The organism is Blastomonas fulva (assembly GCF_003431825.1).
GTDB classification, from domain to species: Bacteria; Pseudomonadota; Alphaproteobacteria; order Sphingomonadales; family Sphingomonadaceae; genus Blastomonas; species Blastomonas fulva.
Genome location: NZ_CP020084.1, coordinates 32,604 through 59,353, shown reverse-complemented (window position 1 = coordinate 59,353; position 26,750 = coordinate 32,604). Strand labels below are relative to the sequence as shown.

Below are 26,750 nucleotides of genomic sequence, written 5' to 3'. Positions count from 1 at the left end.
CGGTCATAAGCTTGCTGGCAATGCCGCTGGCACAAGCGGCAGATGATCAGCCTTCTTTGGCAAGCAACAACTTTGGCGATGATCCATCCGGATCCCAACGCCCACACCTTATCCGCGAGCACGACCTTCGCCTCGCGAGTCAGGAACGGGACTCAGATACCTTGAGCCTGTCATGCGTGACACTCAGGGAAGGAACATTTGAACCCCTTGGGGACTGTGCACGGCCCGCCGCAGATGGCAGCTATGTGGTGAGCGCGGAAGCTCTGAGGCAGCTCGATTTTGATGGCTGGGGGCTCGCGACGATGGCCATTCGCGAGAGAGGCTATGCCTATGTCCGGCGTGACGGTCGCGCCCTGGTTGTCACGACGTTCGACAATTTCCCTGATGAATTCAACAGCGGGCTGGTGCGCGTCAAGATTGGTGAAAAGCTCGGCTTTGCCAACCGCCGCCTGAGAGTGGTCATTCCGGCCACCTATGACGGCGCCTTTACTTTCGACAAAGGCCGGGCATGGGTCTGTATCGGCTGCGTGACGGTTTCAGACGGCGAGCACAGCTTTTACAAAGGCGGCACCGCACTTTGCATCGACAGGCGCGGCCGCACTCGACCGGCCGCCGGGTGCGGCACCAGAGGGTGGCTGCCGCCTCAATTGCGCGAATAGCGGCCGCGCGGCATGTCTTCCGGGATCAGGTCGTTGCCCTGGACCTCAAGACGCATGACCTCGAAAGGAGGTTCGGCAATCTGCCGGGTGTCCACCATCACCGCTTGAATCCCTTCTATCAGCGGTGCGATGGAAAGCGTCTCGGTTCGTGAAACGGGTTCGGACATAGCCAGCGTGATCTGCTGGACGGCCGCGCCTTTGCGCACAGGCACGAAGGCCATACCGCCCCGGCGGGTTTTGGCGGTTTCGCGGTGGCCATCGCCGAACACAAACGTGACCTCAACATCGGACAGGCGCATCTCCCGTGCCGGATCGCCGACTACGATACCGACGCCCCGACGCCATTCGGATTCGGGAATGGGCTTATAGCTCTCCTCTGCGGGAAGCTGGCATTCTGGCGGCACGGCCGGAGAGCCGATATCGGGTTCAGGCAGATTGGCATCGTGGTGGGCCTGCGCCATGTCGGAGTGGGCCTTGCCCCACGCCTCCATCGCTACACTGGCGGCGGCTCGATCATCCTCGGTTGCTGTCGCGCTGGCCGCTTTTGCGAAGATGCGGCTTGCCTCGTCCCGGATGGCCTCGGCAGCGCGCTTGGTCTCGCTTGCTTTTGCAAGTTCCGCATCGGTTACGGGCTTTGGAATTTCGAGATCATAGCTCCACAGCGTCGTGGTCATTGCGATGTTCCAAGGGCACCTTGCGGCGACCAAGTCTTCGAGATCGGCCCTTTCGAACCGGCGCAATTGACGCTCCACATCCGCGTCCCACGGGAACACTTCGTCCGCACGGAACAAGGGCGCATCCGCGGGCGGGACGTCGGTCGCAAGGGTTACAGTCTCAGCGGTACGTCCCCAGCGCCCCTTGGCCACCTGATCCACCGCCCCATAGCTGATGTACCATTCGAACTGTCCATCGGGCTTCAGCAGCAGTTCCGACCCGGTTTCCATGACCCCCGACAGGTAATAATGCCCGGCCAGCGATGCGTCTGGCGTACCGACGTCAGCGGGAGGCCCAGATTGGATGCAGCCCATTCGGCGGCGCTCGTCGTCAAGTTCACGCGCCAGCCCGTCCAGCGCTTCGGGGGCGCCTGCCTCTTGGGCCCGGGCCAGGATTGCAAGTGCCTTGCTCAGGTAAGCGTTGCCCTGATTCAGCGCCGTGCATGCCTCGCCGCTGCCGATGTCAAAGGCTGCTCGCGCGATTTCGCGCTGCATATCCGCCTGAACGAAAAGCCCAAGCGCGTTCTGCTGCGCAGGATCAGCCGCCAACAAGGCAGCGAGTTTTCGGTAGGCCGCCAAGTGCCCAATCTTATCACCGGCTGCCGCTGTCTGCGACACCTCCTCGACAACCTCAGCGAGGCTTTGCACTGGCTCCGCCCCCAGAGGCGCCGGCGCAAACAATGCTGAACAGGCGGCTATATGGACCAGATGGGCGCGCACTGTCATTCGTCTCCTGCTGCGACTTCGCCATTTGCGCTGGTGGTCTGCGCGGCGGTATCGTCGCCATCTTCGCTTCGCCCGTCATCACAGTCTGTTGGCAGCGGGTCATCGATATGAGCCAACACGCGCAGCTGAATGTTGATCGGGCCATCGCTGGCCGTGTAGGCGGTATCTCCGTTTGGATAGGTATAGCCCCAGAAAAAGCGCGGCGGGTTGGTGCAGGTAATTATCAGATACGGCATGTTAAACAGGTCGTTATCGTGATGATCGGTCAGGTGGAACGTTTCGCCGTAAGGCCCGCTGCCGAACCGTTCGCGTAAGTCGAAAGCTCCATCGGGAAGACGGACGGGCAAGCGGAATACGGGCGTGCGCCCCTCGCCGTCCGTTCGTCCCTGAAACACCTTTTTCTCGTCCGCCACAAATGGCAGTTCGTAGCCCGTCGTCCTGCTGATCGACAGGGCATAGTCGGTATCCGGCGCGGGCTTTCCCGTGCGCGGCTGTAGCAACACGAAGCGATAGGCATAGTCGCCGCTGCCGATCACCGCGACATCGGCAGGTGCAACGCTGGCAAGAGCAAGCGCTTCCCATCGATCGGTAATGTCGCGCTCGGCCACGTGTTCCGGGTCAAAAGCAGCGTCGACAGCATCGAACAGATGGCAAGATCGCCCGACCGAAATGCTCTCAACCGACAGGACTTCTAGCACATGGGCTTCGCCATCGGCCCGGTAACGGGCGATCACTTCAATCTGGATCAGGCCTTTTTGGCCGCGCAACCGGGCCAATGGATCATCTGCGCCGTCCGCCGCGATCAACCGGTAGCGCGTGCCCCCCAAGTGGCAGCGATCGAGCACGAGACCCTGTTCATCGGTGACCACCATGCCGTTGAAAAAATCCTGCGCATGAGCCGGGGCAGGCAGGATGATCAGCCCGGCAGTCAGCGCCAGCGCCCGAAAACCGGCCAGAACCGATTGCCGGCATCCATTGCCGAATGAAACGCATCTGGCTACGCTGGGGAAATGAATTTTGATCGTCCTATCAGGCGGTTCGGCCGAACGTCGCGCTATCATGTGGAGGCAGTTGTTGCCAGCTTCGTTCTTGCCGTTGCGCCGCTCAACGCTGCGCGTCAGGGGGGCGATCCCGGTTCAACGCAGCCTGCGGCACCCGATGGCAACAAGCCTGATGCCAACGCGCTATACTTCGGGCAATTGGCGCTGGTGCGCAGCGACATTGCTATGCTGGCGCAAGATTTTGACGCCAATGGCATTCCTGTGCTGGATATTGTCTTGCTGCCGGATGCCACGAAGCGCCTCGAAGCCGAGACGCTGCGCTTGCTGGATACCGATATCACCATTTCACTCGGCTCCGCCACGCTGATTTCAGCCCGACTGGTTGAGCCGATCACGGAAGGAAAACTCAGGCTCAGCGGTCGTTTCAGCATTCCCGAAACGCAGGCGATGGCACAGCAGATCATCTGCGCCCTTAACTTGTCGGCTGAACAGTTTGATCCGCCGAGCCTTGCACGCAAGCTGCCCTGCAAACCAGGCAAGGCGCGATGATCATGAAGCGGGCGCTGCTCCTGTTGGCTTTGTTCGCCATGACCGGCCAGCCACCTGCTGCGGCGCAGCAGGTGCATACGCCCAAGCCGGGCACGGCAGAGCGCACACGCATCCTTGATGCGCTGCGCCCGGAGCCAAAATCGGAAATCCGCTTCATCGTACATTACTTGAAAGTCATCGAAGGCAAGACGGCCCGCTACGCCTACGCCGTGGTGGAACCGTCTAGGCAGGAATATGACGGCGGTGAATTTCTGCTGAAATTTGCGGGAAGCTGGCGGGTGATCTGGTCGGTCACGGGCGGCGGAACCGATGATTGCCGCTTGGCCGCAGACTATTACCAGTCCGCCATGCGCCTGCTGCAGGCAGAGGGGATCGATCCCGATGCAGTCAGCCCGGAAATGCACGTAGAATACCTTAGCCTCGCTTCGGCTGCCGCCGATGACCCTGATTGCACCGCGATCGGCGATCTTGGGCCGGAATTGGTGGAATTGGGGGAGGATGATCTGCCGCCAGCAGCGCAGGGTAGGCCCCGGCTGATCGCAGACCCGAAATACTCTGCGCCGATGATTGAGGCAGATCTTGATGGCGACAGCACGCCGGATAAAGTCTCTATTGTGCACATCCTGCCCGGCGGGGCCGGACGGATCATGGATGCGAATATCGCTGTCGCCAACCCTTGGGACACCGCTCCTTCGGTGCAAGCCGTGCCCGACGCCGATACACAGATGGCACTGTTGATTGAAACTTCGGGGGCGGGTGGCCGATATCTGCTCCACAGCCCATATATCGAGCTGTCCGCCAGCCTGAGGGCAGACACCCCCGTCGAAGTGAAGCGCGCGGGCTCCGCACTGGCGCGCGCGTTCCGCAAGGATTGCCCGGCATTACGCCACGACTTTCTGGTGATGGCAACCGAAGCCGGGATCGACATTGCCTTGTTCTGGAATGTCGACCACTTCGAAGTGTGCTGGCCCGATGAAATCCCATGATGTTCGTGCGGCAGAGGGGAAGCCGATCAGATCGTTGCATCCGCGGCCTGATGATCGATAGCCGAGCGTCACATCTACGATTCCGCACGGGAGCGAGGTCCCGGCGTCTGAGGAAGGTTGCCAATGGTCTGCCGTCAATTGTTGCATATGTGTCCAGCATTCATGGGGATCGCGCTCGCGTTTTGTCCGGCTGTCCAAGCCGCACCGCGCTTGCCGCAGGGCTGTTCCGTGGCAGAGGATACGTCAAACGCGACACTGCGTATGTCTGGCGACGCCAGCGCGACGATCACTGCCTATAGCTGCCCGATTGCAGCGGCGGCAGGCCCTACATTCCTGGCGTATGACATTACCTGGCAATCAAAGAGAACCGAGCATTTCGTCTATGCCGATCCAGCGCGGCCATCGGAGGAGGGGCTGGTCGGCGTATCGTTCCTGCGTGTTGGCCCGTCAGTAATCGTGATTGACCAGCAGGAAGAGCGAGGCGGCGTAGCGATTCTTGTCTGGCGTGCAGGTCCCAACCGCTATTTCGTTCGCCAGTTTTACTATGCGGGGACTGATGAAGGCCAACTGCAAGTGCAGCAGAACGGCGACCGGGTGACCGCTGTGTTCATCGAACAGCGCGGACGCGTGGCAAAGCCGATTGGCACGACCAAGCGTTTCCGGCTAGTGCCGCGCAAGGGGATTGAAAAGTATAATTGATTTGATCCCAAACAGGCTGTGACCTTTCGGCTCTGGGTTTCTCGGATCAGGGGCGCTTGCTGAAGGGCAGGAGCTTTTCAGAAGCGGGGCAAAGCCGCAAGACCGCTTTCAGGATCGCCGCAGCAGCCTGCGCGTGACTCCTCATGGGTGGATTGGCGACAGTCTGCATTAAGATCCAAAAATTTCCCAAGCCGACTTTCAGCGCTTTAGGATCGAACGCGTCCAAGAACTCTTTCGAACAAGCCGTAGCGAAGTAAGGTCAAGATTACCCAGCCAAGAGCACAAAGCCATCCGAACAAATCGCCAATGGCTGTGTACACCGTCGACGCGGTCTTTCGGAGCGGGATTTCTGCTTCCAAAACACCCATCGTGCCATCGCTCCGTCGCTCGGCAAGCACCCTTCCATACCGATCACTGACAAAGCTGATGCCGCCACCACGCGCAGCGCGAGCTATCGAGAAACCGCTCTCGACCCCTCGCAGGACCGTCATTCGGGCAGTCAGCCAGTCATCGACCTCGAAATCGTTGGCCGGAACCAACATGAGTTCGGCACCCTGCTGCGCATACTCGCGGCCCAGCGTCGGAAAATGCATGTCCTTGCAGATCGCGACCCCGATCTTCGTGGTGGCGGAAGCGACGACAAGGGGTTGCGTGCCCGGTGTCAATGCACCTTCGATACCCGGAATGAGGTGCTGCTTGATATACCAATGAAAGCGGCCATCCGGTTGTGCGATCAATGCCCTTCCGGTTGCCTCGTCCACTCCCTCGACCGACATGCCGACGACAATGGTTGAACGCGTCTCGAAAGCTCTTTCGGCCAGCTCCCGTCCGGCAACTTCAGCTTGCGCTTCGGGCAGGTCGAGGACAGCTTCGGGCAATACGACTATCGAACCTGGCTTGGCTGACTGTTCGATGGCTCCACCATAGACCTGCAGGAACCCACCCCAGCTTGTCTGGCGTCTATCGACGCTATCCGTTGCAACAAGGACGGTGTTCGGCCCGGAAGGGCGGTCCGTTCCGTCGAGCCGTATGAAGCCAAATGCGAGGGTCGCGCCGATAAGAAAAATCGCTGCAATGCCTGCGACCAGCTTTTCTTTACGATCCGTTTCGAGCCCCTTGCCGATCAACAGACCTAATAGACTACCGCCCAGCAATACCACAAAAGTTATAGCGGGCATTCCACCGAGGCTAGCCACTTGAATGACAGGCAGGGCGTTCATCTGACTATAGGCGATGCTTCCAGCACTGCCATGAGGTGATAGGTGGATGAGCAACGTATCGATCGCCGCCCACACAACCGGGACTGAAAGAAGCGCAAGCGAGAACTGGCACCTCTCCGCGAACACTACTGCAAGGCGGATGGCGCTCGACCAAGCCAACGCGACGAGCACGAAAATCAGAAGCGCAGCAAACCACCCACCCACCGTCAGATGATAGGCGAAGGTGCTGATACCGCCGAACGCTCCCGCAAGCAGGCTCACCCAACGGCGATGCGACGCCGGGGCGCGTAGAGTTGCAATGATGATAGGCGCAGGCGCCAGCCAGGCAGCCAACCAGAACGGGTGTAGGGCGTAACTCAAGGATAATAGGAGGCCGGAAAGAGCCGCGAGCGCGTATGCCGAGACCACACCGTTTCTTAAATCCAAGCTATGCCCCCAAAGCAGCCGGTCCCTTGATTTACCTTACAGTTTGCGCAGGCAATTTGCGAGGCGGTGCAATGAGCGCACGCACAATTGACTGAATTCCTGCATCAAGATCATCTCACATTCCGAACAAAGTCTCAAATGGGGTCGATTGCCGAACGTCAGGAATTTTCCCGCAGGGGGCCGAAGCCGCCGTGCCGCTTTCGGGATCGTGCGACGACCGCGCTCATGGCCGGAGATGGGTGGATTGGCGAATGTCGGCTTTCACCGGCTTACTGGAGGGATAAACATTCGCAATCCAGTGCTTTACCTCCGCCCACCCCGGCCTCTAGGATCAGGAGGGAGTAGCGTCCTATGTCTCAGCGGGATGCATTTCGGGGAGGTGAGCGGATGATAGCGCGGCGGGGGGTTCTGGGTTTGATGGCGGGCAGCACTGCTGTGCTTCTTTCGGGATGCGGCCTGATGAATAACCGCGCCAGTTATCGCTTCCGGATGACGGTAGAGGTTGAAACTTCCAACGGTCTTCGTGCAGGTTCGTCTGTTTACGAATTCATTGCAGCCAAAAATACAATGAAGCTTTTGGCAGACGAGAGATCGGGTGGAGTGCTGACACGGGGTGAAGCGACTATCATCGAACTGGCTGATGGACCTGTTTTCGTGCTCTTAAAGACGCCAGTTGCTGGAGTTGACCTTGGCGGGGAGGCCACGGACGCCTTGTTGGCAACTCTGCCGGATGGTGGCGATGATTACATTGCGGCGATCAATAAACTTGGAGGTTGGTTTGCGGACCCGGTCAGTGCCGAACTGCCGCGCGAAAAATGGCCGCTGATGGTGCGTTTTGGCGATCTGAATGATCCGACCAGCGTGAAGCGCATCGATCCCGAAAGCCTTGGTGTGAAACGCATCCTCCTTGAGACCACCCATGATGATGTGACGGTTGGTTTGCAGGACAGACTGCAATGGCTCCAAAACGGTGGGCTGAGTCTTGATCCGGGAGGGAGTCCAACGACCTCACCCACCTTCGCGCAGACGATTTACCAGTCGGCATTTACCTCGGAGATCAAGCGATGAGCGAGGATTTTAAGGCTATGCCATCTTCGCGATGGATGCCTATAACCGTGACCACGGTTCCGGCACACATGGTACACCTTAAGGCGGCGGTCTAGCCAAACGACCGCATCAAGCCCGCAGCACCGCTTGGTAGTCAGTAGCCGTAGCGCCAATGACCGCTCCGGGGTCGGTTTGCGAATTTCCGCTTCCGGCGAGAAACTTGTTGAAGCTGCCCGGCACGTATCAGGATCGCGCGCGGCCCCGCTCATGACCGAAAGTGGGTGGAAAGGCGAATGGCGGCTCTTGGGAGCAGCCGCTGCATTTCTCGTTCTAATCGACCGCTTCGACTGGGCGCAAACGCCGTAATCGCAAGCTGCCAACGATCTTCAGCGAGAACCCGGCACTCCCCTCTTTGCGGCAACAGAACCTAACTGTCTTCATCGCTGGCGGGACAGAACGTTCACTCAGCCTTGAAAATCCCATCCTGAAAAACATGCAATAGCTTGCTACCCAAATCCCCATCCCCGGCTTTGTAAGCCTCATAGGATTGATCCAAAATATCGTTCAGTTTCAATTTTCTTTCGAAAAATGACGACTCTGGATAAGCGATAGTCAACCCTTGGCGAAGCATCTCAAAGGCTCGCTCCAAGTTCATCTGCTGATCGGCAGCTAGAAAATCCTCTTCAGGGAACTCGTCAGGCGCATATAACGCGACATACCCGATGTGGTCCCAAAGCGCATCGACGTCGTCTATAGAGAACATGAAACAACCTCATGGAACAATGGAATAACTGCCTCCAACGACCCCGAGCCGCACCAACGTAATACGATCTCCGCCGGAATACTGTCCAAATCGCACGATCTGGGTGCTATCGTAGTCGTGTCGTAAAGCGCACCGCCAAGGCGACCTTCAATAAAGTCAGTTGTCCCCTTTGCGGCAAAGACGCGGAGATGCATCGTAGTTGCATCCGGCGGCTTTCAGCGTGACTGATGGGCAGAAGAAATGACCGATATGGGGTCGCTAGCTGAATGGCGTCTGTGGATGGCTCCCGCGTTGCAAGCATAAAGTGATGATCAGGTGATGGGTCGGGTGCAGTCGTCTGTCCGGCCTGTTGATGCAGTCGGCATGGACTGCTGGCCCTGATGGGGTCCGCGAACATGGTCCCGATCGGCTTTGCAGGCTGTAACGCCTTCGCCATTCGTTGGGTTGTCCTTGTTCCCGGTCCGACCGGTTCGTTCCATCACATCGCTTTGCTCTCACAACGTCGTGAAGCTGATCTCCTCAGCTAAGCTCTTGATCTCTCATGCAGCCAGTATCGGCGCATGACCGCGCTCGAAGACTCCGCCCCGCGCCATGATCGCCCATGCGATCCGCGCCATCTTGTTGGCGATGGCAACCGAGGCGACGCGCGCGGGCTTTCTGGCGAGTAGAGCAACAAAGCGCGGATCGACCGTCTCGGGCTTGCTCCTGGCAGATCGGATCAATGCGGTTGCACCGACAACGAGCAGCTGGCGCAGATAGTTGTCGCCCATCTTGGTGATCCGCCCGAGGCGTTCCTTGCCACCGCTCGATCGCTGGCGCGGTGTCAGCCCCAGCCAGGCTGCGAACTGTCGTCCCGACTTGAACTGTGCGGCGTCGCCTACCGATGCGGCGAGCGCAGTAGCGCCAACGGGTCCGATGCCAGGGATCGTTGCAAGGCGCCGGGCCCGTTCGTCACTGCGCTGCAGAGCAGCAAGACGAAGATCGAGCTTGCGCAACTGTGTGTGCAGTTGGAGCACCTGCCCGGCTAGCACACCGACGACGTTCGCCGCTTCGTCCGGCAGATCTAGCTCGGCCTCACCATCGACGATCTTTCGCGCCATCTGCAACGCCTTTTCAACGCCGACCGGGATCGCAATGCCGAGCTCGGCAAGCACGCAGCGCATCATGTTGACCAGCTGCGTGCGCTGCTTGATCAGCAGGCTGCGCGCACGGTGGATCGACAGCGCGGCCTGCTGCTCGCGCGATTTGATCGGCACGAACCGCATCGTCTGGCGCGTCACCGCTTCGCAGATCGCCTCGGCATCGGCAGCGTCGTTCTTGCCGCGCTTCACGTAAGGCTTCACGTAAGACGCCGGCATCAGCCGAACTTCGTGCCCGAGCTTCGTCAGCTCGCGCGCCCAGTGATGCGACGTCCCGCAGGCCTCGGCGCCCACCAGGCACGGCGGTAGCTTTGCGAAGAACGGCAAGACCTGCGCTCGCCGCAGTGTCTTGCGGAGCACCACCTCACCGGTGGCGCTCACGCCGTGAACCTGAAAAACATTCTTGGCCAGATCGAGGCCGATTGTGCTAATCTCCATGACGGGTGGCTCCTTTGCTCGGGTTTGCATGACAGCAACCCATATTGGCACCAAGATGCCGTGAGCGGGAGCCATCCACCTCATCCGCTCTTGGGGCCTAACCCGGCGATAGCCGCTATTCACGGCACGAGCAGGGTTGCGTCAGCTTTTGGCAAAATCCGCCGTTCGGCATTTCGCCAGTGAACGTCTGGAAAGTCCCAGACCCGGTCAATTGGACCATGCAGCGTGCTCAAAAACACGCACTACAGAAATCTCTCACCCGCATGGTTCTCGAACAGCGCTGCGTCGCGGACATAGCCAAGCAGCACCTCGACCTTTTTCTGCCGCGATACCTCCTGCATCTTCGGCAATGAGGCCCCCGCCTTGGCTGCCTCGGTCAGGAACCCTGAGCGTAGCGAGTGGGCACCGAATGCGGCAGGATCGAGCCCAACCTTTTCGGCGTAACGCTGGATCAGGCGGGCAACCGAGCGATCCGACATGGGCTCCTTGGTCATCATCCCTTGTGCGTCGGTGCGGTAGAACAAAGGACCGGCCTCCCCTCCCCTGACGCTGAGCCATTCGTTAAGCCGCGCGCCGGGTTTGAGCACCTTGCCCGACGGAACAGCAATCACCTGCCCTTCCCCTTCCTGATCCGTTTTCGAGTGCCTGATCATGAGCTTGAGCCCCTCGCGCACCAGCTCGAGGTCAGCCAGCTGTAGCGCGACCAGTTCGGAACGCCGCAGCGCCGCCGCCAACCCAAGTGCCATGACCGCCCGGTCGCGGATCGCTCGCGGACTCTGGCCTTCGGCCGCTGCAATCATTCGAGCCAGATCGGCCGCCAGAATAGCGCTCTTCTTGCGCGTCGGCCGCGCGCGCTGCTCGCGCCGGATCCCTGCAAGCGTGTCAGCAATAACATCGCGCGGATCGCGGTGCTGGGGCGCAACCTGTCCTGCCTGCCTGTGGCGCCAGGCGATGGCGGCAAGGTGCCGCCCGATGGTACTGTCCGCCCTCCCCGCCTGCGCCAGCGAGGCAAGGTATGTTGCCACTGCCTCCGGCATAGCCGGCATAGGCTCAAGATCGCGCACCCAGCACCATTCTTCGAACTGCCGCCAGTCGCTGTAATAGGCCCGGACAGTATTGGCGGCCTTGGAGCGCGCCCGGTACGACCGGGCGGCTTCGATCTCAGCCGCGAGCTGCGGCGGGATCGCATTCCCCAGCGGCGAAAGCGCGACTTCATCTGAAAGTCCCAAAGCCCTGCTGCTGTCATCGTCCACTGCGACACTCCTCAAGCTTCATTGCCGCTGCTGTGCCTTATCCCTGCCTTAGGGCGCGGGCGACATCGAGGCGAATTTCGGCTGCTTTATATAGACTAGGGTGTCGTCCGTGAAGGGCATTTATCGGACATCAAACGCACCGTACAAGCTGGGTATACTTTTTAGGCCATTTATATACTAACTAGCTGATGGTATCTGCCCCAGCACCCTGGCAACTGACGCTTGCCCGCATCGAAGGCGCCCTCCCCTTCATCTCGCCCGAGCTGTCCGAATGCCTTGCGCTGGCCTCACTCCGGCGCCTCTGGCGCGTGCATGTGCGCGATTATCCGTTTGATAATCTTGGAATTGAACACAATCCGGGGCTCGAAGCCGACGAGCTGATGCGCTCGTGGTATTCCGAAGAACGCCGTCAGTTCTTGTCGTGGATCAGCCGGCGAGGCCACCCTCCTCTCACCCATGCCGCCAAGCTGGTCATGGCCGCCAAAAGTCACTCCGAAGGATTCAGCGAGGTATACAGGCCTGCTGATCGCGCGCTCGAACGGCTCGATGCGCTGCTGCCGACCCGCGATCCGATGGGCACCCTCCTTGAATGGCTGGCGGAACTGCGAACTGAGGAAATCGACTTTCTTGAAGGCGGCAGCGAGATGGTCCAAGTTAGTGGGTTCGCGGTCACACGTTCGGCGCCCCGGGGGGCGGCCTGGGCCGCGTCGCTTGCGGCCGCCATGCGCCCACACTTGTTTGGGCTGGGCTCGGCGCCAATGGCGCTTGCTGGGATCATGCCGCGGGCTCTGTTCCGTGAACTTCACGAGGATCCCCTGCCCGTCCTATTACGTCGGGCGCTTCAGGCTGCTGCTGAGAGTGCAGCCGGAGACCTCCGTGCCATGCAAAGGGCTCACCTGCAGGCTGAGGGAGCACTTTCAGGCCTCTACGCCTCGTCGACGGCTCCCCTGGCTTGGCGTCTTGTAGTCGGCATCGGACCTCTTACCCGTGCGGAGCTTGCCAGAGGCCTTGAGGTGACCAAGCGAACCGCGTCACAATCAGTTGCGGCTATGGTGACTGCCGGCATGGCCAGTCTTCGAACTTCCGATGGCGCAATCGTCCGAACGGACACGTGAACGTGTCATGGACCCCGGAATACTTCCCGGTAGCAAACGCCAATTCGATTTTGTGAGCTCGCTCTGCGGCGTAGCAGCTGCTCTACAAACTTTTTCGCCCTGCCCGGGTCAGCGAATGACAACTTACGTCGCTGTCCACGCGTTCCAATCCGGCCCCACGAGAATTCAACAATCGCAACACCGAACAGGTCTTGGCTCCGAGATATGGCATAGCGCCGTGCAACATTGAGATCGGGATTTTTGGCTTCGAGCCAAATGTGACACTCGTTCTGATCATGCTCTAACATACGGAGGAGTATGCGACAGCCGCCTGGAGCTAGGCCAATCGGAAGTTTGAATCACAGGTCTCTATGGTGATTCAAGGAATCGATCCTGAGGCTTTGACCGCCGCTCAGTTGCGGACGTCTGATTCTTATGGAATTTGCGCGTCTCTCGGGCGAGGTCATTTTCGAAGCGAGAGCGCAGTCTTCCTTAATCTTGAATCAAATCAATAACAAATCCGCCGCAGGCGAAAACGTTAGGGGATTTAGATTCTAAGGTTAAGAGGTTACCTGCTCGCCATCAGCCTGCAAACTCCTGATTTCTCGCGAGTCGGGGTCGCTATGTCGAATCTGATAACACGATGTTCGGTTTCTGATAGCACGACCGCCAGATTCTAATAACACGTCATCTGATGCCCGATCACACGTTGGCCACCTCCCTGCCCTGTTGATAACTTTGAAAACGCGGCTCAGAGCGTGAGGCCATAGGATCAGTTAGCGTTCCGATTCACATATGGTGCGTCGATCCCAAACTTTCTGATCGCCATTTGCCCCGAGGCTGAAACGGACGTGTTTTCGGAAATCTGGTATCTCCGGTTGAACGTGTTTTCGGGAATGGCTTTTGGCGGCGTCCTTTTTCCTCCAGCTTGCCGGCTGATCCGTCGCGCTTCTTGGAAGCTGTGCCCGAAGTTGAGGCTTAGGCGATCTGCAAGCTGGTCCGACCTTTCTACGTTAGATGGCTGATTTCAGTCAAAGATGACCGGCTGAAGCACTCGCGGAGTGTTCAATGCTGGTGCTCTTGGGTCTTGTCGGCAATTCTTTAGCAGGTGCCGAACGTAGACGTAGTTTTCTGATCGGGAGGGGTAAGTGGCGTGATTCCCGAAAACACGTTCGGTATCGGGCGTACATCATGAGACCGTTCTTATATTTCCGATCAATCGCGATGCTTGCCGCAGACTGTCACCGGTCAGAAGCTGGGCGGCGGCGCTACTAGCGCGCCGGACGCACATAACCGGTCCCACAGACGGGAGAGACCTTCAAAAGCCCGGAAGCGTATGCTTGTTGCGCTCGTGGTGCTTCTTCATGAAGCCGTAGAACCGCTTCGAGTAGTTCCTTGGCAACTCATGGGGATTGCTGTTCAGAAAGGAATCGAATTGCCGCATCAGCACATCGAGATCCCAGCCAGGACATTCAGAACGGATGGCCTGATAGATTTCGGGATCAAGAGTGTCCTGCGCGCCCCCTCCCCTCCGTCGTGACTGAGATTGGCTTGCGTTGCTGTCCAATGCGGCTGATGCACCGCCTTGCTGTTCGGGGCGCAAGCTCGCACTCGTTGTTGCAAGGAGCTTGCGCACGAGGGCAGGATCAACGAATTCCGGCGGAGGGCTGACCTTGGCTGCCTTTTCGGGGGTTGCGCGCTGAATGCGCTGGGCTCTGCTCTCCGTGGTGACAGAGCCACTATCCTCGAATTTTCCAGAAGGCTTTTCGAGATGGCGACGCATCACCATCTTCAGCTTTGGACGCGGCGTCTCTGCTCCAATGACCTCCAGACTGATATCCGGCAGGTTGTTAGCTCGCGCCAATTCAAGAATCTTGTTCTTGAACGAGGGTAGGGAGCTTTCGCTACCGCTTTTCTGATGAAGAGTTTCGAAGCCAATCGTGAAACCTTCTGGCCCATTGCCACCAGCGTGCTTGCGAGCGGCGCGGTAGAGCCATTTCCCAAGTCCGCTCGTTATCTCGAAATACAAAGGCGAAATCGCAAGGACATTTCGCTTGTCCATGACCCCGTCGAAGAACCACTTGGAAAGCGTGATTTCCATCCCAAGCGAACGCTGGGTTCGTTCATCAACGAGATGAGTATAGCTATCGATCCACGAAAATGTGGTCTCGCGGGATTTGGAGTTCGCGCGGATGTTCGTCTTGATCGTCGTGGCCTGAAGACGATCAAGCGCTGCGATCAGTCGCTCATAAGCGCGCCCGCTTACGCCCCAGCAGATTCGCTTGAGAAGATCGCCAGGTTGAACACGAATGGTCGGCGACAGGTCGTTGTCACCCCGCTCGCGCAATTCGTTGAGGTGGGACGCCAGATAGATCATGATATCTGCATCCCAGATGGTCGCCATCCCATAGGCTGGGTTGGCTGATACATGCACGGTGACCGACTTATCCGGACTGAGGTACTCAATGGGTTTCAGGCGCTTCTTCTTCGAAAGGCTGAAGAAAGGACGCTGCATGGTCTCCTGATAGTCCCGCAGCGAGATGTCGCTGAAATCAGGCAGCGTGAAGAACATCTCGAACTGCACCCGGCGACCGGAGGAGGACTGATCTTTCTCGCTCACGTTCTTCGCCCAGTAAATCTGCCACTGTCCCACATGTGGGACAAGTTGGCTAAACATATGAAATACAAGAATAAAAACCACATTTTCAGAGTGGTGAACACATGGTCATAGGTGGGTCCGAAACCCTCCTTCATGGGGCAGGCCTCTTTAGAATCTTCGCCTTCTCAATCAGAGGGCGCAATGCATCGAGGATTTCGTCAGCGCTCAAATCAGTGGGGTTGATCGTTATCGTGAGCCCTCGTGCACGATCCTTTTCGATGATACCAATGGACGATCCTGCCGCTTCGATTACGGCTTTCTGAACACGGCCAGGCCTGCCCGAAACTGCCTTGAGCAGACGGACAACAACCTGAGGGCCAGAAATTGGCTCTTCGTCTCCGGATTGCCGGAAACTTTGCTCCGCAGCGATCTGCTTTGCTGCTTCCTCCATCCTAGGGCGCAGCGATGGGTTGCGTATGGCTGGAAGAAGCTTGTCACCGTAACGCACCTGAAGTTCCATTGGCGACGCAAATGCGCTTACGATTGTTTGCGGGATCTCTGTCAGGCCGATGTACCGGGCGAGCGTAGATTTCGAGATCTTTACGCGTTCAGCAAGCCGGGCCTGAAGGCCATCGTAATAAGTATCGACTGCTGCCTTGTAGTTCAAACCGCGCTCTAAATCTGAAATATCTTCCCTCTCGCGGTTCTCGATATCAGCAAGGCGGAACGCAGCTTCGTCATCGAGATCTTCGATAATCGCGACGAGTTCGATATCCGGGTAGTGATTGGCGTTGAGCCACGCGACAGCCCAGTGGCGCCTTGTGCCAATGATCAGTTCGTACTGCAGCTCACCTTGCTGTTTCCGGCGCACGACTACTGGGATGCGGTTCCCGTTTTCTGCTTGGATGGATTCAATCAGAGATCGCAAACGGGGTTCGGTGAGCTGTTCATAATCACGGGCGTTTCCCGGCCAGATCGAACATTCTGCAGGTTTGAGCCGGATGGTCGGGCGCTTGACCATCCGCGCTGCTTCCGTGAAGCCTTCAAGCCGACGTGTTGTGAAATTGCGCGATGCGGTTGCCCCTGCAGCGTCCTTGGCTTCAGAGACGGAAGGCTGGTCAGGGGCAGGGGAGGCGAGGGCCTCGCCGATCAATGAACGACGGCTCACGCTGCAACACTCCCTGCCGTGTCAGATGACCGTCTCGAAATGCTCTTCGACGGCCACTGCTCATGTATTTCGTTCAGAACTTCTCCGAAGACTGCGTTGAGATTGTCCCGGCAACGCTGGTAGGTTGCGTGCGCAGCTGAAGGCTTGCTTTCATAGATCGACCGGAATGCTTGAGTGGCATTCTTGATTTCCTCAGAAGCTAGGATCGGCTGATTCAGCAGGAAATTGGCATATGTGGCCTTCATCATCTTCCACATGTCGGCTTCACCTGGCTTGCTGGGGGTGTAGGCCGAGCAGACGACGCGAATGAACCCGTAATCAACAGGCGTTCCGTGATCCTCGAGGATCTCGATATTCTCGGCGATGGTGTCCATGAAATGGATGGTTGAAAGATAGTCGAGCTGTCTTGCCGGAACCGGGATAAGCATACCTGTTGCGGCGGCCATCACATTGAGGCCCAGGAACCCCATAGCCGGCGGAGGATCGAGCAAGACGACGTCGAAGTCATTGATGATACTGTCGATGCCAATACGGAGACGCTGAAGTCCCTCGCGCACTGCTTGTCCGCCCTCCGTCAACGTTGCCGTGAGGTCCCACTCTGCATCCTGCAGGCCAAGGCTTGACGGCACTATTTTGATTGTAGGCCAAGCGGTTTCTCGGATTGCCTTCCTGAAATCATCGAATGTACTGCGAGGCGACAGGAAGTTTCCTAATGTCTCCTCTTCATCGATAAGTGCTTCGGGCTGGATGTCGAACATAGTTGTCGTTGACGCCTGCGGATCGCAGTCGATCACGAGAACGCTATATCCGTTCAGTGCGAGAAAATCGGCGAAATGCTTGGTAATCGTACTCTTGCCGACGCCGCCCTTGAAATTCTGCACGGCTACTACAACCGCATTCTCATGGGCTAGCTTGCCCGGATGAATGTTCAGCGCCTTGCGAATATGAGTAAGGTCTTCGAGCGTGTAATAGCGGCGGCCATTGTTGAGCTGTTTCGGAGGCGCGAGACGCCCCTCCTTCTCTGCCTTGGCAAGCGCTTCAGGCGTTCTTCCGACCAATTCCGCTGCCGCCGTAGGCCCAAAGGTGATATTGAGGACCTTGCGTTCATCAGGTTTGAACACCACAGCTTTGACCCGATCGCGCATCATTTCGCAGGATCTGGTCATATTTCGCAGTGTGTTCACGGTGTAGGACATGCGTCTGCCTTTCGATGAATCGCAGCTCTGCGACCCAGTTTGTGTTTTATGATCATTTTCGGCGCTAGAAGTCAAACCGATATCATCGGAATGGTACCGGTCCCGAATTCCCGTCCCTGCCGGCCACCCCTTGTCGCATAGCCTGTAGTGATCACGGGCTCATAACCCCGAGGCGAGAGGGAAGGGGGATGACCTGATGCGGTTCAGCATCAGGAGCAGACCGTGACCGACCTTTTTCAACAATCCAGCCAGAAGCTGGACGCAGCAATCACCGAAATCCAGCACGCCATCGCCACCGGACTGGCGAACAAGCAACGCCTGTTTGAGACGATGCGCCAGCTCTACAGGGAGGGCTCCGCAAACGGCGCCTGGAGCCAACGGGACGCTTTTGACCTGCTCGAGGCGGCATTGACGCGCCACATGGCCGCACAGCTGAGCAAACCTCAGATGCTGACCCAGATCTCGGAGATCAGTGCGCTTATCGAGGCACTGCCGACACATACGGTCAGAAGTGAAGATCAGATCAGGTACCAGCAATTCTCGACGCCCGCAGACCTCGCAAGCCTAGCCGTGATTTTGGCGCAGCCGCGCGCGACCGATATCGTTCTTGAGCCGAGCGCCGGACATGGCGCCCTTGTGGCAACTTTGCCCGATGTCAGCGCATTGCATCTCAACGAAATCGACCCGCGCAGGCGTGAGAAGTTGGCCCTGCTGTTTCCCCAGGCCACCACAACAGGGATCGATGGAGCCATGCTGGCTTCGCATCTCGACGCGGCAGTGCAGCCAAGCCTGATCCTGATGAACCCGCCATTCTCGCGGTCAGTGGGACGAGGGGCAGACGAGTTCGCAGCGGTGCGTCACCTGCGCGCTGCCATCACGCGGCTAGGGAAGGGGGGGCGGATCGTCGCGATCATGCCGGACTGGTTCACGACGAGCGTAAAGCTTGCGAAAATCTACGAAGACACCTTTGCCTCTTGCACGGTCCGCACATCCATCCGGCTCGATAAATGCTATCACAAGCAGGGCACCAGCGTGGCCGTGCGCTTGTACGTGATCGACAAGATCCCAGGGCAGATCAGACCTGCAGTTTTGGCGCGGGAGACAGTTGCAGACGTTGCGTCTGCGGTTCCAATCATCAAACGCGTGACAGCCGAGCCCGACTGCGAACCGCGCGCGGTGCCGCCGAAAGCAAAGCCGGGTGCGCTCTTCAAAGCCATGCGGGCGACGCCGATCACAAAGCCCGTCAAGGCGAGGGCAGCCCAAGCCCCCAAGATCGAAGCACTGGCGTTCAGCATCCTGGACAAGCCGCGCGTGCTCGGTGAGCAAAGTGGGGTCTACATCCCGTACCGGCCAAGCCGGGTCGACATTGTTGGCGCACGCGAGCATCCGACGCCACTCGTCGAAAGCGTGGCCATGGGCTCGATCCCGGCACCTATCCCGGATTATGTCCCGGCGCTGCAGGACCGGGTCCTTCAGGAAAGCCTGCTCTCCGAGGCCCAGATCGAAACCGTCATCTATGCTGGAAACGCGTGGCAGCAGTATCTGCCTGGCCTGTTTGTTCCGGCTGAGGAAGGCGTTGGCCTGCAACTCGACGAGCAAGGGCGTGCCTACCGCAAAGGCTATTTCCTCGGCGATGGCACGGGGGCAGGGAAGGGCAGACAGATCGCCGCCTGCATCCTTGATGGCTTGCTTGCTGGACGCCGCAAGGCCATCTGGGTCTCGAAGAACGAGAGCTTGCTTGAGGATGCGCGCCGCGACTGGAGCGCAATCGGCGGCCTTGCGGCCGACGTTCAGCCGCTTTCCAACTGGAAGATCGATCAGGCGGTTCCGTTTCGCGAAGGAATCCTGTTCGTCACCTACCCGACCCTCCGCAGCCAGCGTCAGGACGCCACCCGCCTGAAGCAGCTGCTCGATTGGGCGGGCGAGGATTTCGACGGTATCATCGCCTTTGATGAGAGCCACGAGATGGGCGGTGTTGCAGGAGGCGAGGGCGCCCGCGGCACGAAAAGCGGATCGCTGCAAGGTATCGCCGGCGTGCTGCTGCAAAACAATCTGCCCGATGCCCGGGTTCTCTACGCCTCTGCGACCGGGGCCTCGGAGGTCAACAACCTTGCCTATGCCGTGCGGCTCGGTCTGTGGGGACCCGGCACCGCGTTTGCCAACAGGGAAGATTTCATCAGCCAGATCAGGGCAGGGGGCATCGCTGCGATGGAACTCGTGTCGCGGGACCTCAAGGCACTGGGCCTCTATCAGGCGCGTGCGCTTAGCTTTGCAGGCGTCGAATACGAGATCCTGAAACATGATCTGACCGCCGAACAGATCGCCGTCTACGACACTTATGCCGACGCCTGGGCGATCATTCATCAGAACCTTGAGGAGGCGCTGGAACTGACCGGTGTCGTCGATGAAATCGACGGCACAACGCTCAACAGCGGTGCGAAAGCCGCAGCGCGAAGCCGGTTTGAAAGCACCAAGCAGCGGTTCTTCAACCAGCTGCTGCTGTCGATGAAGCTGCCAACGCTGATTGCTGCCATCAATCTCCATCTGGATCGCGACGAGGTGGTTGTCGTCCAACTGGTTTCGACCGCCGAAAGCATCCTCGATCGCCGTCTCGACAGCCTCTCCCCAGAAGAGCGCGCCGATCTCGACGTCGACCTCAGCCCGCTCGACGCCGTGATCGAGTACCTTGAGCGCGCCTTCCCCACCCAACAGATGCAGGTATTCGTCGATGATACCGGCACCCAGCGCTCGGCACCGATGTTCAACGAAGAAGGCCGTCCAGTCCACAACCAGACTGCGATCGCCCGCCGCAGCGAGATGATCGAGCATCTGTGCGCCATGCCCCCGATCAAGCCAGCGCTGGACGGGATTATCGAGCACTATGGACCGGAGAAGGTCGCCGAGGTGACCGGGCGCAGCAAGCGGCTCATAAACCAGAGCGACGGCCTGCAGCGTCTCGAAACCCGTTCGCCGCGGACGAACCAGTCCGAGACAGATCAGTTCATGGACGGCAGGAAGCCAATCCTTGTCTTCAGCGATGCGGGTGGCACCGGGCGATCGTACCATGCCAGCCTTGACGCAGCTTGCCAGAAGCGGCGCATCCACTTCCTGCTTGAGCCGGGATGGCGAGCCGACCGCGCCATCCAGGGGCTGGGCCGAACGCACCGGACCCATCAAGCCAACACACCGCTGTTCCGGCCTGTGACCACGAACTGCAAGGGGGAACTGCGGTTCACCAGCACCATTGCACGCAGGCTCGACAGCCTGGGGGCGCTGACGCGGGGCCAACGCCAGACGGGCGGGCAGAACCTGTTTGACCCTGCCGACAATCTCGAAAGCGAATATGCCAAGGCCGCTCTCTCTACCTGGTTTACCCTGCTGGCGGACGGCAAGCTCAAGAGCGCAACGCTGATCGATTTCCAGCGACGTAGCGGGCTCAAGATTGTCTCGGAAGACGGCATTCTCGAAGAGGACCTTCCGCCGATCCAGCGCTGGCTCAACCGCATCCTCGCGCTGCCGATCGGAATGCAGAATGCGATCTTCGAAGAATTTCTGGGGCTGGTCGAAGCGCGGGTGTCGGCAGCGCGCGAGGCCGGATCGCTCGATGTTGGCGTCGAGACCCTACGGGTCGAACAGGCTGAGGTTGTCGAAGACATAGTCCTGCGGACCGACGGGCGAACCGGCGCCACGTCACACTTGCTGCAGCTGGCTCTCAAGACGAGAGCGCGGCCGATCACGCTTGAGCGTGTCCTTGAGCGCCGAGATTACGCCGACGGCTGCATTCTGCTCCACAATACCAAGAGCGGGAAAGCAGCCCTGGCCGAACCTTCGCGGCACTTCATGACCGAACAGGGCGAACTCATCAGGCGAGTTATCCTCCACCGTCCGCTCCGGCGCGAATACCACCACTTCGATGACCTTGCGGAATCGGCCTGGGAAGAAGCTCCGCGCCGGAGTTTCGATCAGCTGTGGCAAAGCGAGGTTGCGGAGCTTGCCGAACGGCTAACGACAGAGACCGTGTACCTTGCGACCGGACTTCTCCTGCCGATCTGGTCGAGCCTTCCTGTCGACTATCTGGAGGTCCGGCGGATCGTGGACGAGGAGGGCGGAAGCTGGCTCGGCCGCATGGTCCACGAACTCGATGTGGCGAAGCTGCTCGAGAAATTCGACATTGCCTCTACCGTTGAACTAACCCCGGAGACGATCATGAAGGCGCTTGGCGAAGGCCGGACAATTCCGATCAAGCAGCCGTTCGAGGTGACCATCAAATGTTCGCGCGTGGCGGGAGAGCAGCGCTACGAAATCGTGGGCGCACCTGTCGATCAGCTGCCCCGGCTGAAGAGCATCGGATGCTTCACGGAGATAATCGCGTTCCGAACGCGGGTGTTTATTCCAACAGCGACCGCTTCATCGGTGATAAGCGATCTGCTTCACGTGTGAGCTGCGTATTTTGCAAGCTGCCCCCCCAATGACCGAGGTGTAGCCTCAGGGGTTACACCCCTGTTGACTATTTGTGTAACTTGTGGGATTACACCTCCATGGAAATCGGAAGCATCCGCCACAAGGCGCTTCGCAGATTTGCTGAGACCGGAAAGCCAGCAGGACTGATCGAGACTGACCGGCTCCGTCGCATGCTGGCGTTTATTGCCTCGGCAGAGAGCCTGGATGAGCTGGCAGTGCCGCCGAATTTCGGGTTTCATCCCCTCACTGGCGACAGGGAGGGATATTTCGCCATGACGGTAACCCGAAATTGGCGGCTGACATTCACAATTATCGACGAACTCACCGTCGCTGATCTCGACCTGGAGGACTATCACTGATGGCTATCAAGCTCCATGACAGCTTCGCGATCCACCCGGGGCCTTGGTTGCTCGAAGAGATCGTGAAGCCTTACAACATGAATGTGTCGAGCACCGCAGATCATCTCAAGGTTACTCGGCCTGCGTTGAGCCGCTTGCTGAATGGCAGGGCTGCGCTAACCCCGGAGATGGCGATCCGCTTCGAGAAGGCATTTGGTGTTTCTGCCGCCACCATGCTGCGGATGCAGTCCGCCTATGATCTTGCGCAAGCCAAGGGCGGATCGGAGACGATTTCTATCGAGCGCGTGCGCGAGCCTGCATAGCAGGACTCAATTGGGTTGCCGATGATCGCAGTCACGTTGGAACTCCCTCCATCGGATATCCCGCCTGACTGACAATGCGCTTACTGGCCAAGAAGTTATGGTTTCGGACCGACATAGGCCAATTCTGTCCCGTTAAATCGCAAACTCCCAATCCTTCAGCCCGATCAAAGGCAAAGTCACATTTGTTTCCCGTTCTTTCTACCTGGCCAATCAAGGCCATGGAGAAAGATGATGACCTATTCTCACTTCGACCCCGCCATGCAGAACCGCGTTGTGTGGAATGCCGGCAGAACCGTCGGCACAAAGCGGCCACTGACCCAGAAACAGATTTGGGCGATCCGGTTCTTTCTTGATCGCGAGGAGCGGCTCCGCGACCGTGCGCTGTTCGACCTGGCGATGACAGCAAACTGCGGGGCTGCGATCTGGTGAAGCTCAAAATCGGCGACCTCGTGGCCGGATCAGAGGTCCGCGACCGCGCCATGATTATTCAGCGGAAGACCGGGCGACCCGTGCAATTTGAAATCACCGCGGACGCCCGCTCGAGCCTGGCGACATGGCTGCTGCGGCGGGGAGGAAGCCTCGATGATTTCGTGTTCCCAAGCAGGATCCATTACGGCCAACCAATGAGCACGCGGCAATACGCTCGGCTTGTCGATGAATGGGTAACCGCTGTCGGGTTGCGGCGGGAAGACTACGGCACCCATTCCATGCGGCGCACCAAGGCGGCCATGATCTACCGGACAACGGGAAATCTACGTGCGGTCCAGATTCTTCTGGGGCATTCCAAGATCGAGAACACTGTCCGCTATCTCGGTGTCGACGTGGAGAATGCACTGGTCCTCGCTGAGCGTATCGAAATCTGACCATCATGGCGGCCGTCGGGCAAGCTCCGATGGCCGCTTGTGGTGAAAAGCTGAGATCGCCGAACCGGCAACAAGTGGGTGGGAAGCTGAACGTCCGGTGTCGGAACGGTCAGTGGAGACATTGAAAGCCAGCGCGTCTAATTGCGATCCAAATTGTCCTGCATCGCGGCCAACATCGCACTTAACCGGTCCAGCTCATCAATGTCCGTCCCGGCAAGCAGGCGCCCGTAGACCGCGTCGGCCTCGGTCCTAAGCTTCGGTAATAACTCAACTGCAGCAGGCATAAGGTGGATGTGCCAAACGCGCCTATCGTTCACTGCGCTACGTCGCTCAACGAGTGACAGTTCTTCAAGCCTATCAATGGCCTGACCAACGCTTGCTCGTTCTAGCTCAAGCTCCCTGGCAAGTTCGGTCTGCGTCAGGCCTGGCGTTCGATAAAGATATGCCAAAGCGCGCCACTGGGTGCGGGTGAGCCCGAATTGTTCGAAGGAGGTATCGAATGTGCGTCGCAGCCGCCGCGTCACCTCTTCCATCAGGAAGACGAGCCGATCTGTGTCGGTCAGAAAATTCGCCGCAGTTTCATCGGCAGCCTGTTCCGAGCGAGTTACCATCATCCGGTCATAGCTTCTCCGAAACGAGAATAAAGATATTTACTGTAAGGCGCCTTACAGTATAGCCAAATGCGATGGGCACAATTTCGACCAGAATCAAGGGCGCCGACGGCTTCGACCTCGCAGCCGAGATCACCGGCGCGCCTGACGCAATGCCGGTCTTGCTTGCTCATGGAGGTGGGCAGACCCGGAGAGCATGGAAGCGGGTCACGACCGATCTTGCTGACGCCGGGTATTGCGCAATTGCTTTTGACATGCGCGGCCACGGTGACAGCGCGTGGTCAGATGCTGGAGCCTATGATATTCGTGACTTTGCAGCTGATCTTGTCGCGCTCGCATCCCAAATGGATTGCAAGCCCGCGCTGGTCGGCGCATCGCTTGGTGGCCTCGCCGGACTGGTCGGCGAGGGTGACCTTGCCCAAGGCAGCTTCGCGTCGCTGACATTGGTGGATATTGCACCGCGCATGGAGCCAGACGGCGTGATGCGGGTGGTGGGATTCATGGAACAGCATGTCGAAACCGGCTTTTCGTCACCCGATGAAGCGGCGGATGTTATCGCACGCTACATGCCACATCGCGGGAAGCGCGGCGCTGGCGCAGGCCTGCGCCATTATCTCCGGCAAAAGGATGATGGCCGCTTTTACTGGCACTGGGATCCAGCGTTCATTCGCAACATCATGGCGGCCAAACGGAGCAATCCCGAAAATCAGGAGCATCAGTTTCAGGAACTCAGCAGGGCGGCGGCCAGTCTGACACTCCCGCTGCATCTCATTCGCGGTGCGGCGAGCGACCTTGTCTCTGAAGAAGCCGTTGCACATCTGCGAGAGGTCGCCCCGCATGCCGAATATACCGACATCGCAGACGCCACCCACATGGTCGTGGGCGATGCCAATGATGCATTTTCGAATGCGATCCTCGGCTTTCTGAATCGCCACCATGGTCCGACAGGATCGGGGCAATGAGTGGACTGCCAATGGTGCTTGAGCGGGCGCGCTTGCAAGAATTGCTGGACATTGCGCCCTTCCATCAATGGCTCGGCCTGAAAATCCAATCCTGCTCGGAAGACGGGCTTGAACTCACGATGCCTTGGCGCGCGGAAATCATCTCCAACCCTGTGCTTGGCGCGGCGCATGGCGGCGTGCTTGCGGCGCTGATCGATCTCACCGGGCTTTACACTTTGCTTATGCTGGGCACGCGGGCCAAGGCTACCGCCGATCTCAGGGTCGATTATCATCGGCCCGCGACCGCTGGTCCGCTCGTTGCGCGTGGACAGGTTATCAAAATCGGGCGCCAGATAAGTGTCGCCGAAGCTCGCATTTTCGGCCCTGACGATAAACTCCTGGCCAGCGGCAGGGGCGCCTACATATGCTAATTCGCCTCTTAGTACCCGCATTGGTGTCCGTCGCCCTCTTGCTGTCTGCCTGTTCAGGCGGCGAAACTGATGACCAGGCTGCCAAAGAGGCGCCGCAAGGCCCGCGTGAGGTTCAGACCTCGATCGTCAAGACCGAATTGCTCAACGAACCGGTGAAGGCGTTCGGAACTATTGCCGCCAAACAGAGCAGTGCAATTGGAGCGCTCACCGAAGGTCCGGTCGAGCGGATCTTTGTGAAAGTTGGCGACAGGGTGAAACGCGGGCAACCGCTCTTTCGCATCAGGCAAGCCGACTATCACCGGAACGTGGCAGAGGCACAAGCTGCGGTCGATCTCGCGACCGCTCAAGCGATTGAAGCCGAACGGCGCTATGAACGCGTGATCGCTCTTGCGCCGAAGGGTTTCGTTTCGAAAGCGCAGGTCGATGCAGTTGAGACCCAGCTTGCCGTAGCGCGCGCGCAAAAGGCGCAAGCCAATGCCGCACTCGGCACCGCGCAGCAGGCCCTGAGCGATACGATTACCCGTGCTCCCTATGACGGCGTCGTAACCGCGCGCCTCGTCGATGAGGGGGTATATCTCAACAATCGGTTTGCGGGAGGCGGCCAGTCGGCGGCCCTCGAATTGCAACAGCTCGGCACCGTCGCGGCGATCGTCAACGCGCCGCAGGAATATGTCGGTACGCTGCGGCGAGACATGCCCGCGCGCGTTTTCATCGAGGGGTTCGACGCGCCGTTCGAGAGCATCGTCTACATCATCAACGACCGGGTCGACCCTGAAAGCCGGATGGTCGAATTGCGGCTTCCGATCGCCAATCCCAACTACCGGATAAGCTCCGGCCTTGCGGCCCGGGCAGAGATACAGATCCCCCCTGAACCGGCCATCATTCTGCCCCGAACAGCAATTCTCGGCGACAGCTCCGCCGCCCATCTTTTCATCATCCTTGATGGTAAGGCTCAGCGCCGCGAGGTCAGGTTCGACAGTATCGACCTCGACAGGGTGCGGATCCGGTCAGGCCTGACCGCAGGCGAGGAAGTGATCATCGATCCTCCGGCAACCTTGCGCGACGGCGAGCAGGTGAAGCCGCGCCGCACGACCGGCGAGAAGTAA

The 26,750-nt window shown here is 59.0% G+C and carries 23 protein-coding genes and 1 pseudogene; 13 read left to right on the top strand and 11 right to left on the bottom strand.

Annotated elements, in window-relative coordinates; genetic code table 11:
* Positions 1–20 precede the first annotated feature (20 nt).
* Positions 21–659 (top strand): WG repeat-containing protein, encoded by a 639-nt coding sequence (locus tag B5J99_RS18960; protein ID WP_245991955.1) that lies wholly within the window; start codon positions 21–23, stop codon positions 657–659.
* Here B5J99_RS18960 and B5J99_RS18955 read toward each other — a convergent pair.
* A complete protein-coding gene (locus B5J99_RS18955; RefSeq protein ID WP_211337936.1) occupies positions 644–1,951 on the bottom strand; it encodes a hypothetical protein in 1,308 nt (435 codons plus the stop codon). The genes B5J99_RS18960 and B5J99_RS18955 overlap by 16 nt on opposite strands.
* A 143-nt stretch (positions 1,952–2,094) precedes the next feature.
* Entirely contained in the window at positions 2,095–3,159 is a 1,065-nt protein-coding gene (locus B5J99_RS18950) for a hypothetical protein (protein WP_162892715.1), read from the bottom strand.
* Here B5J99_RS18950 and B5J99_RS18945 point away from each other — a divergent pair, their 5' ends adjacent.
* From B5J99_RS18945 to B5J99_RS18935, 3 genes are all read left to right on the top strand, one after another.
* Positions 3,160–3,648, top strand: coding sequence for a hypothetical protein (locus B5J99_RS18945; protein WP_162892714.1), 489 nt, complete (start codon positions 3,160–3,162; stop codon positions 3,646–3,648).
* A complete protein-coding gene (locus B5J99_RS18940) occupies positions 3,645–4,634 on the top strand; it encodes a hypothetical protein (RefSeq protein ID WP_117353686.1) in 990 nt (329 codons plus the stop codon). The genes B5J99_RS18945 and B5J99_RS18940 overlap by 4 nt, the downstream gene beginning before the upstream one ends.
* 228 nt (positions 4,635–4,862) lie before the next feature.
* Positions 4,863–5,333, top strand: a complete 471-nt coding sequence (locus B5J99_RS18935) for a hypothetical protein (protein ID WP_162892713.1) — start codon at positions 4,863–4,865, stop codon at positions 5,331–5,333.
* Between the two features lie 206 nt (positions 5,334–5,539).
* On the opposite strand, the gene B5J99_RS18930 is transcribed toward B5J99_RS18935, so the two are convergent.
* The gene (locus tag B5J99_RS18930) at positions 5,540–6,979 is read right to left on the bottom strand and encodes a nitrilase-related carbon-nitrogen hydrolase (protein WP_162892712.1); all 1,440 of its coding nucleotides are present in this window, start codon (positions 6,977–6,979) and stop codon (positions 5,540–5,542) included.
* Between the two features lie 417 nt (positions 6,980–7,396).
* On the opposite strand from B5J99_RS18930, the gene B5J99_RS18925 reads away from it, so the two are divergent.
* The gene (locus B5J99_RS18925) at positions 7,397–8,047 is read left to right on the top strand and encodes a hypothetical protein (RefSeq protein ID WP_162892711.1); all 651 of its coding nucleotides are present in this window, start codon (positions 7,397–7,399) and stop codon (positions 8,045–8,047) included.
* Positions 8,048–8,486: 439 nt separating this feature from the next.
* On the opposite strand, the gene B5J99_RS18920 is transcribed toward B5J99_RS18925, so the two are convergent.
* The 3 genes from B5J99_RS18920 to B5J99_RS18910 form a co-directional block, all read right to left on the bottom strand.
* On the bottom strand, positions 8,487–8,789 hold the full coding sequence (locus tag B5J99_RS18920; protein ID WP_117353678.1) for a hypothetical protein: 303 nt from the start codon (positions 8,787–8,789) through the stop codon (positions 8,487–8,489).
* A 539-nt stretch (positions 8,790–9,328) separates the two neighbouring features.
* Positions 9,329–10,366 carry an IS110 family RNA-guided transposase gene (locus B5J99_RS18915; RefSeq protein ID WP_117351837.1) on the bottom strand — a complete coding sequence of 346 codons (1,038 nt, stop codon included), beginning with the start codon at positions 10,364–10,366 and terminating at the stop codon, positions 9,329–9,331.
* Between the two features lie 242 nt (positions 10,367–10,608).
* Positions 10,609–11,619 (bottom strand): site-specific integrase, encoded by a 1,011-nt coding sequence (locus tag B5J99_RS18910; protein ID WP_245991948.1) that lies wholly within the window; start codon positions 11,617–11,619, stop codon positions 10,609–10,611.
* A gap of 188 nt (positions 11,620–11,807) precedes the next feature.
* Between B5J99_RS18910 and B5J99_RS18905 the strand changes: the two genes are divergently transcribed.
* A complete protein-coding gene (locus B5J99_RS18905) occupies positions 11,808–12,734 on the top strand; it encodes a hypothetical protein (protein ID WP_117353674.1) in 927 nt (308 codons plus the stop codon).
* A gap of 5 nt (positions 12,735–12,739) precedes the next feature.
* Here the strand turns inward: B5J99_RS18905 and B5J99_RS18900 are convergent, their stop codons facing one another.
* From B5J99_RS18900 to B5J99_RS18885, 4 genes are all read right to left on the bottom strand, one after another.
* Positions 12,740–13,021 (bottom strand): WGR domain-containing protein, encoded by a 282-nt coding sequence (locus B5J99_RS18900; RefSeq protein ID WP_082396445.1) that lies wholly within the window; start codon positions 13,019–13,021, stop codon positions 12,740–12,742.
* 1,010 nt (positions 13,022–14,031) lie between these two features.
* Positions 14,032–15,285 carry a replication initiator protein A gene (locus B5J99_RS18895; RefSeq protein WP_211337935.1) on the bottom strand — a complete coding sequence of 418 codons (1,254 nt, stop codon included), beginning with the start codon at positions 15,283–15,285 and terminating at the stop codon, positions 14,032–14,034.
* A 178-nt stretch (positions 15,286–15,463) separates the two neighbouring features.
* Positions 15,464–16,480 carry a ParB/RepB/Spo0J family partition protein gene (locus tag B5J99_RS18890; protein ID WP_245991944.1) on the bottom strand — a complete coding sequence of 339 codons (1,017 nt, stop codon included), beginning with the start codon at positions 16,478–16,480 and terminating at the stop codon, positions 15,464–15,466.
* On the bottom strand, positions 16,477–17,676 hold the full coding sequence (locus B5J99_RS18885; RefSeq protein ID WP_117353669.1) for an AAA family ATPase: 1,200 nt from the start codon (positions 17,674–17,676) through the stop codon (positions 16,477–16,479). Before B5J99_RS18885 ends, B5J99_RS18890 begins: the two co-directional genes overlap by 4 nt.
* Before the next feature lie 222 nt (positions 17,677–17,898).
* Between B5J99_RS18885 and B5J99_RS18880 the strand changes: the two genes are divergently transcribed.
* The 4 genes and pseudogenes from B5J99_RS18880 (at position 17,899) to B5J99_RS18865 (ending at position 23,661) form a co-directional block, all read left to right on the top strand.
* Complete coding sequence (locus tag B5J99_RS18880) at positions 17,899–22,116, top strand: strawberry notch-like NTP hydrolase domain-containing protein (protein WP_425456501.1); 4,218 nt, start codon at positions 17,899–17,901, stop codon at positions 22,114–22,116.
* Positions 22,117–22,214: 98 nt separating this feature from the next.
* Positions 22,215–22,496: a type II toxin-antitoxin system RelE/ParE family toxin gene (locus B5J99_RS18875; RefSeq protein WP_117353667.1), complete on the top strand. Its 282-nt coding sequence runs from the start codon at positions 22,215–22,217 to the stop codon at positions 22,494–22,496.
* Positions 22,496–22,798 carry a HigA family addiction module antitoxin gene (locus B5J99_RS18870; protein WP_058456848.1) on the top strand — a complete coding sequence of 101 codons (303 nt, stop codon included), beginning with the start codon at positions 22,496–22,498 and terminating at the stop codon, positions 22,796–22,798. The genes B5J99_RS18875 and B5J99_RS18870 overlap by 1 nt, the downstream gene beginning before the upstream one ends.
* A 231-nt stretch (positions 22,799–23,029) precedes the next feature.
* Positions 23,030–23,661: pseudogene (locus B5J99_RS18865) on the top strand (tyrosine-type recombinase/integrase).
* A gap of 137 nt (positions 23,662–23,798) precedes the next feature.
* Here B5J99_RS18865 and B5J99_RS18860 read toward each other — a convergent pair.
* Positions 23,799–24,275 (bottom strand): MarR family winged helix-turn-helix transcriptional regulator, encoded by a 477-nt coding sequence (locus B5J99_RS18860; RefSeq protein WP_245991942.1) that lies wholly within the window; start codon positions 24,273–24,275, stop codon positions 23,799–23,801.
* 71 nt (positions 24,276–24,346) lie between these two features.
* Between B5J99_RS18860 and B5J99_RS18855 the strand changes: the two genes are divergently transcribed.
* The 3 genes from B5J99_RS18855 to B5J99_RS18845 are packed head-to-tail and all read left to right on the top strand — an operon-like array spanning position 24,347 to position 26,750.
* Entirely contained in the window at positions 24,347–25,234 is an 888-nt protein-coding gene (locus B5J99_RS18855; RefSeq protein WP_117353665.1) for an alpha/beta fold hydrolase, read from the top strand.
* The gene (locus B5J99_RS18850) at positions 25,231–25,644 is read left to right on the top strand and encodes a hotdog fold thioesterase (protein ID WP_117353663.1); all 414 of its coding nucleotides are present in this window, start codon (positions 25,231–25,233) and stop codon (positions 25,642–25,644) included. The genes B5J99_RS18855 and B5J99_RS18850 overlap by 4 nt, the downstream gene beginning before the upstream one ends.
* Positions 25,638–26,750 carry an efflux RND transporter periplasmic adaptor subunit gene (locus B5J99_RS18845; RefSeq protein WP_117353661.1) on the top strand — a complete coding sequence of 371 codons (1,113 nt, stop codon included), beginning with the start codon at positions 25,638–25,640 and terminating at the stop codon, positions 26,748–26,750. The genes B5J99_RS18850 and B5J99_RS18845 overlap by 7 nt, the downstream gene beginning before the upstream one ends.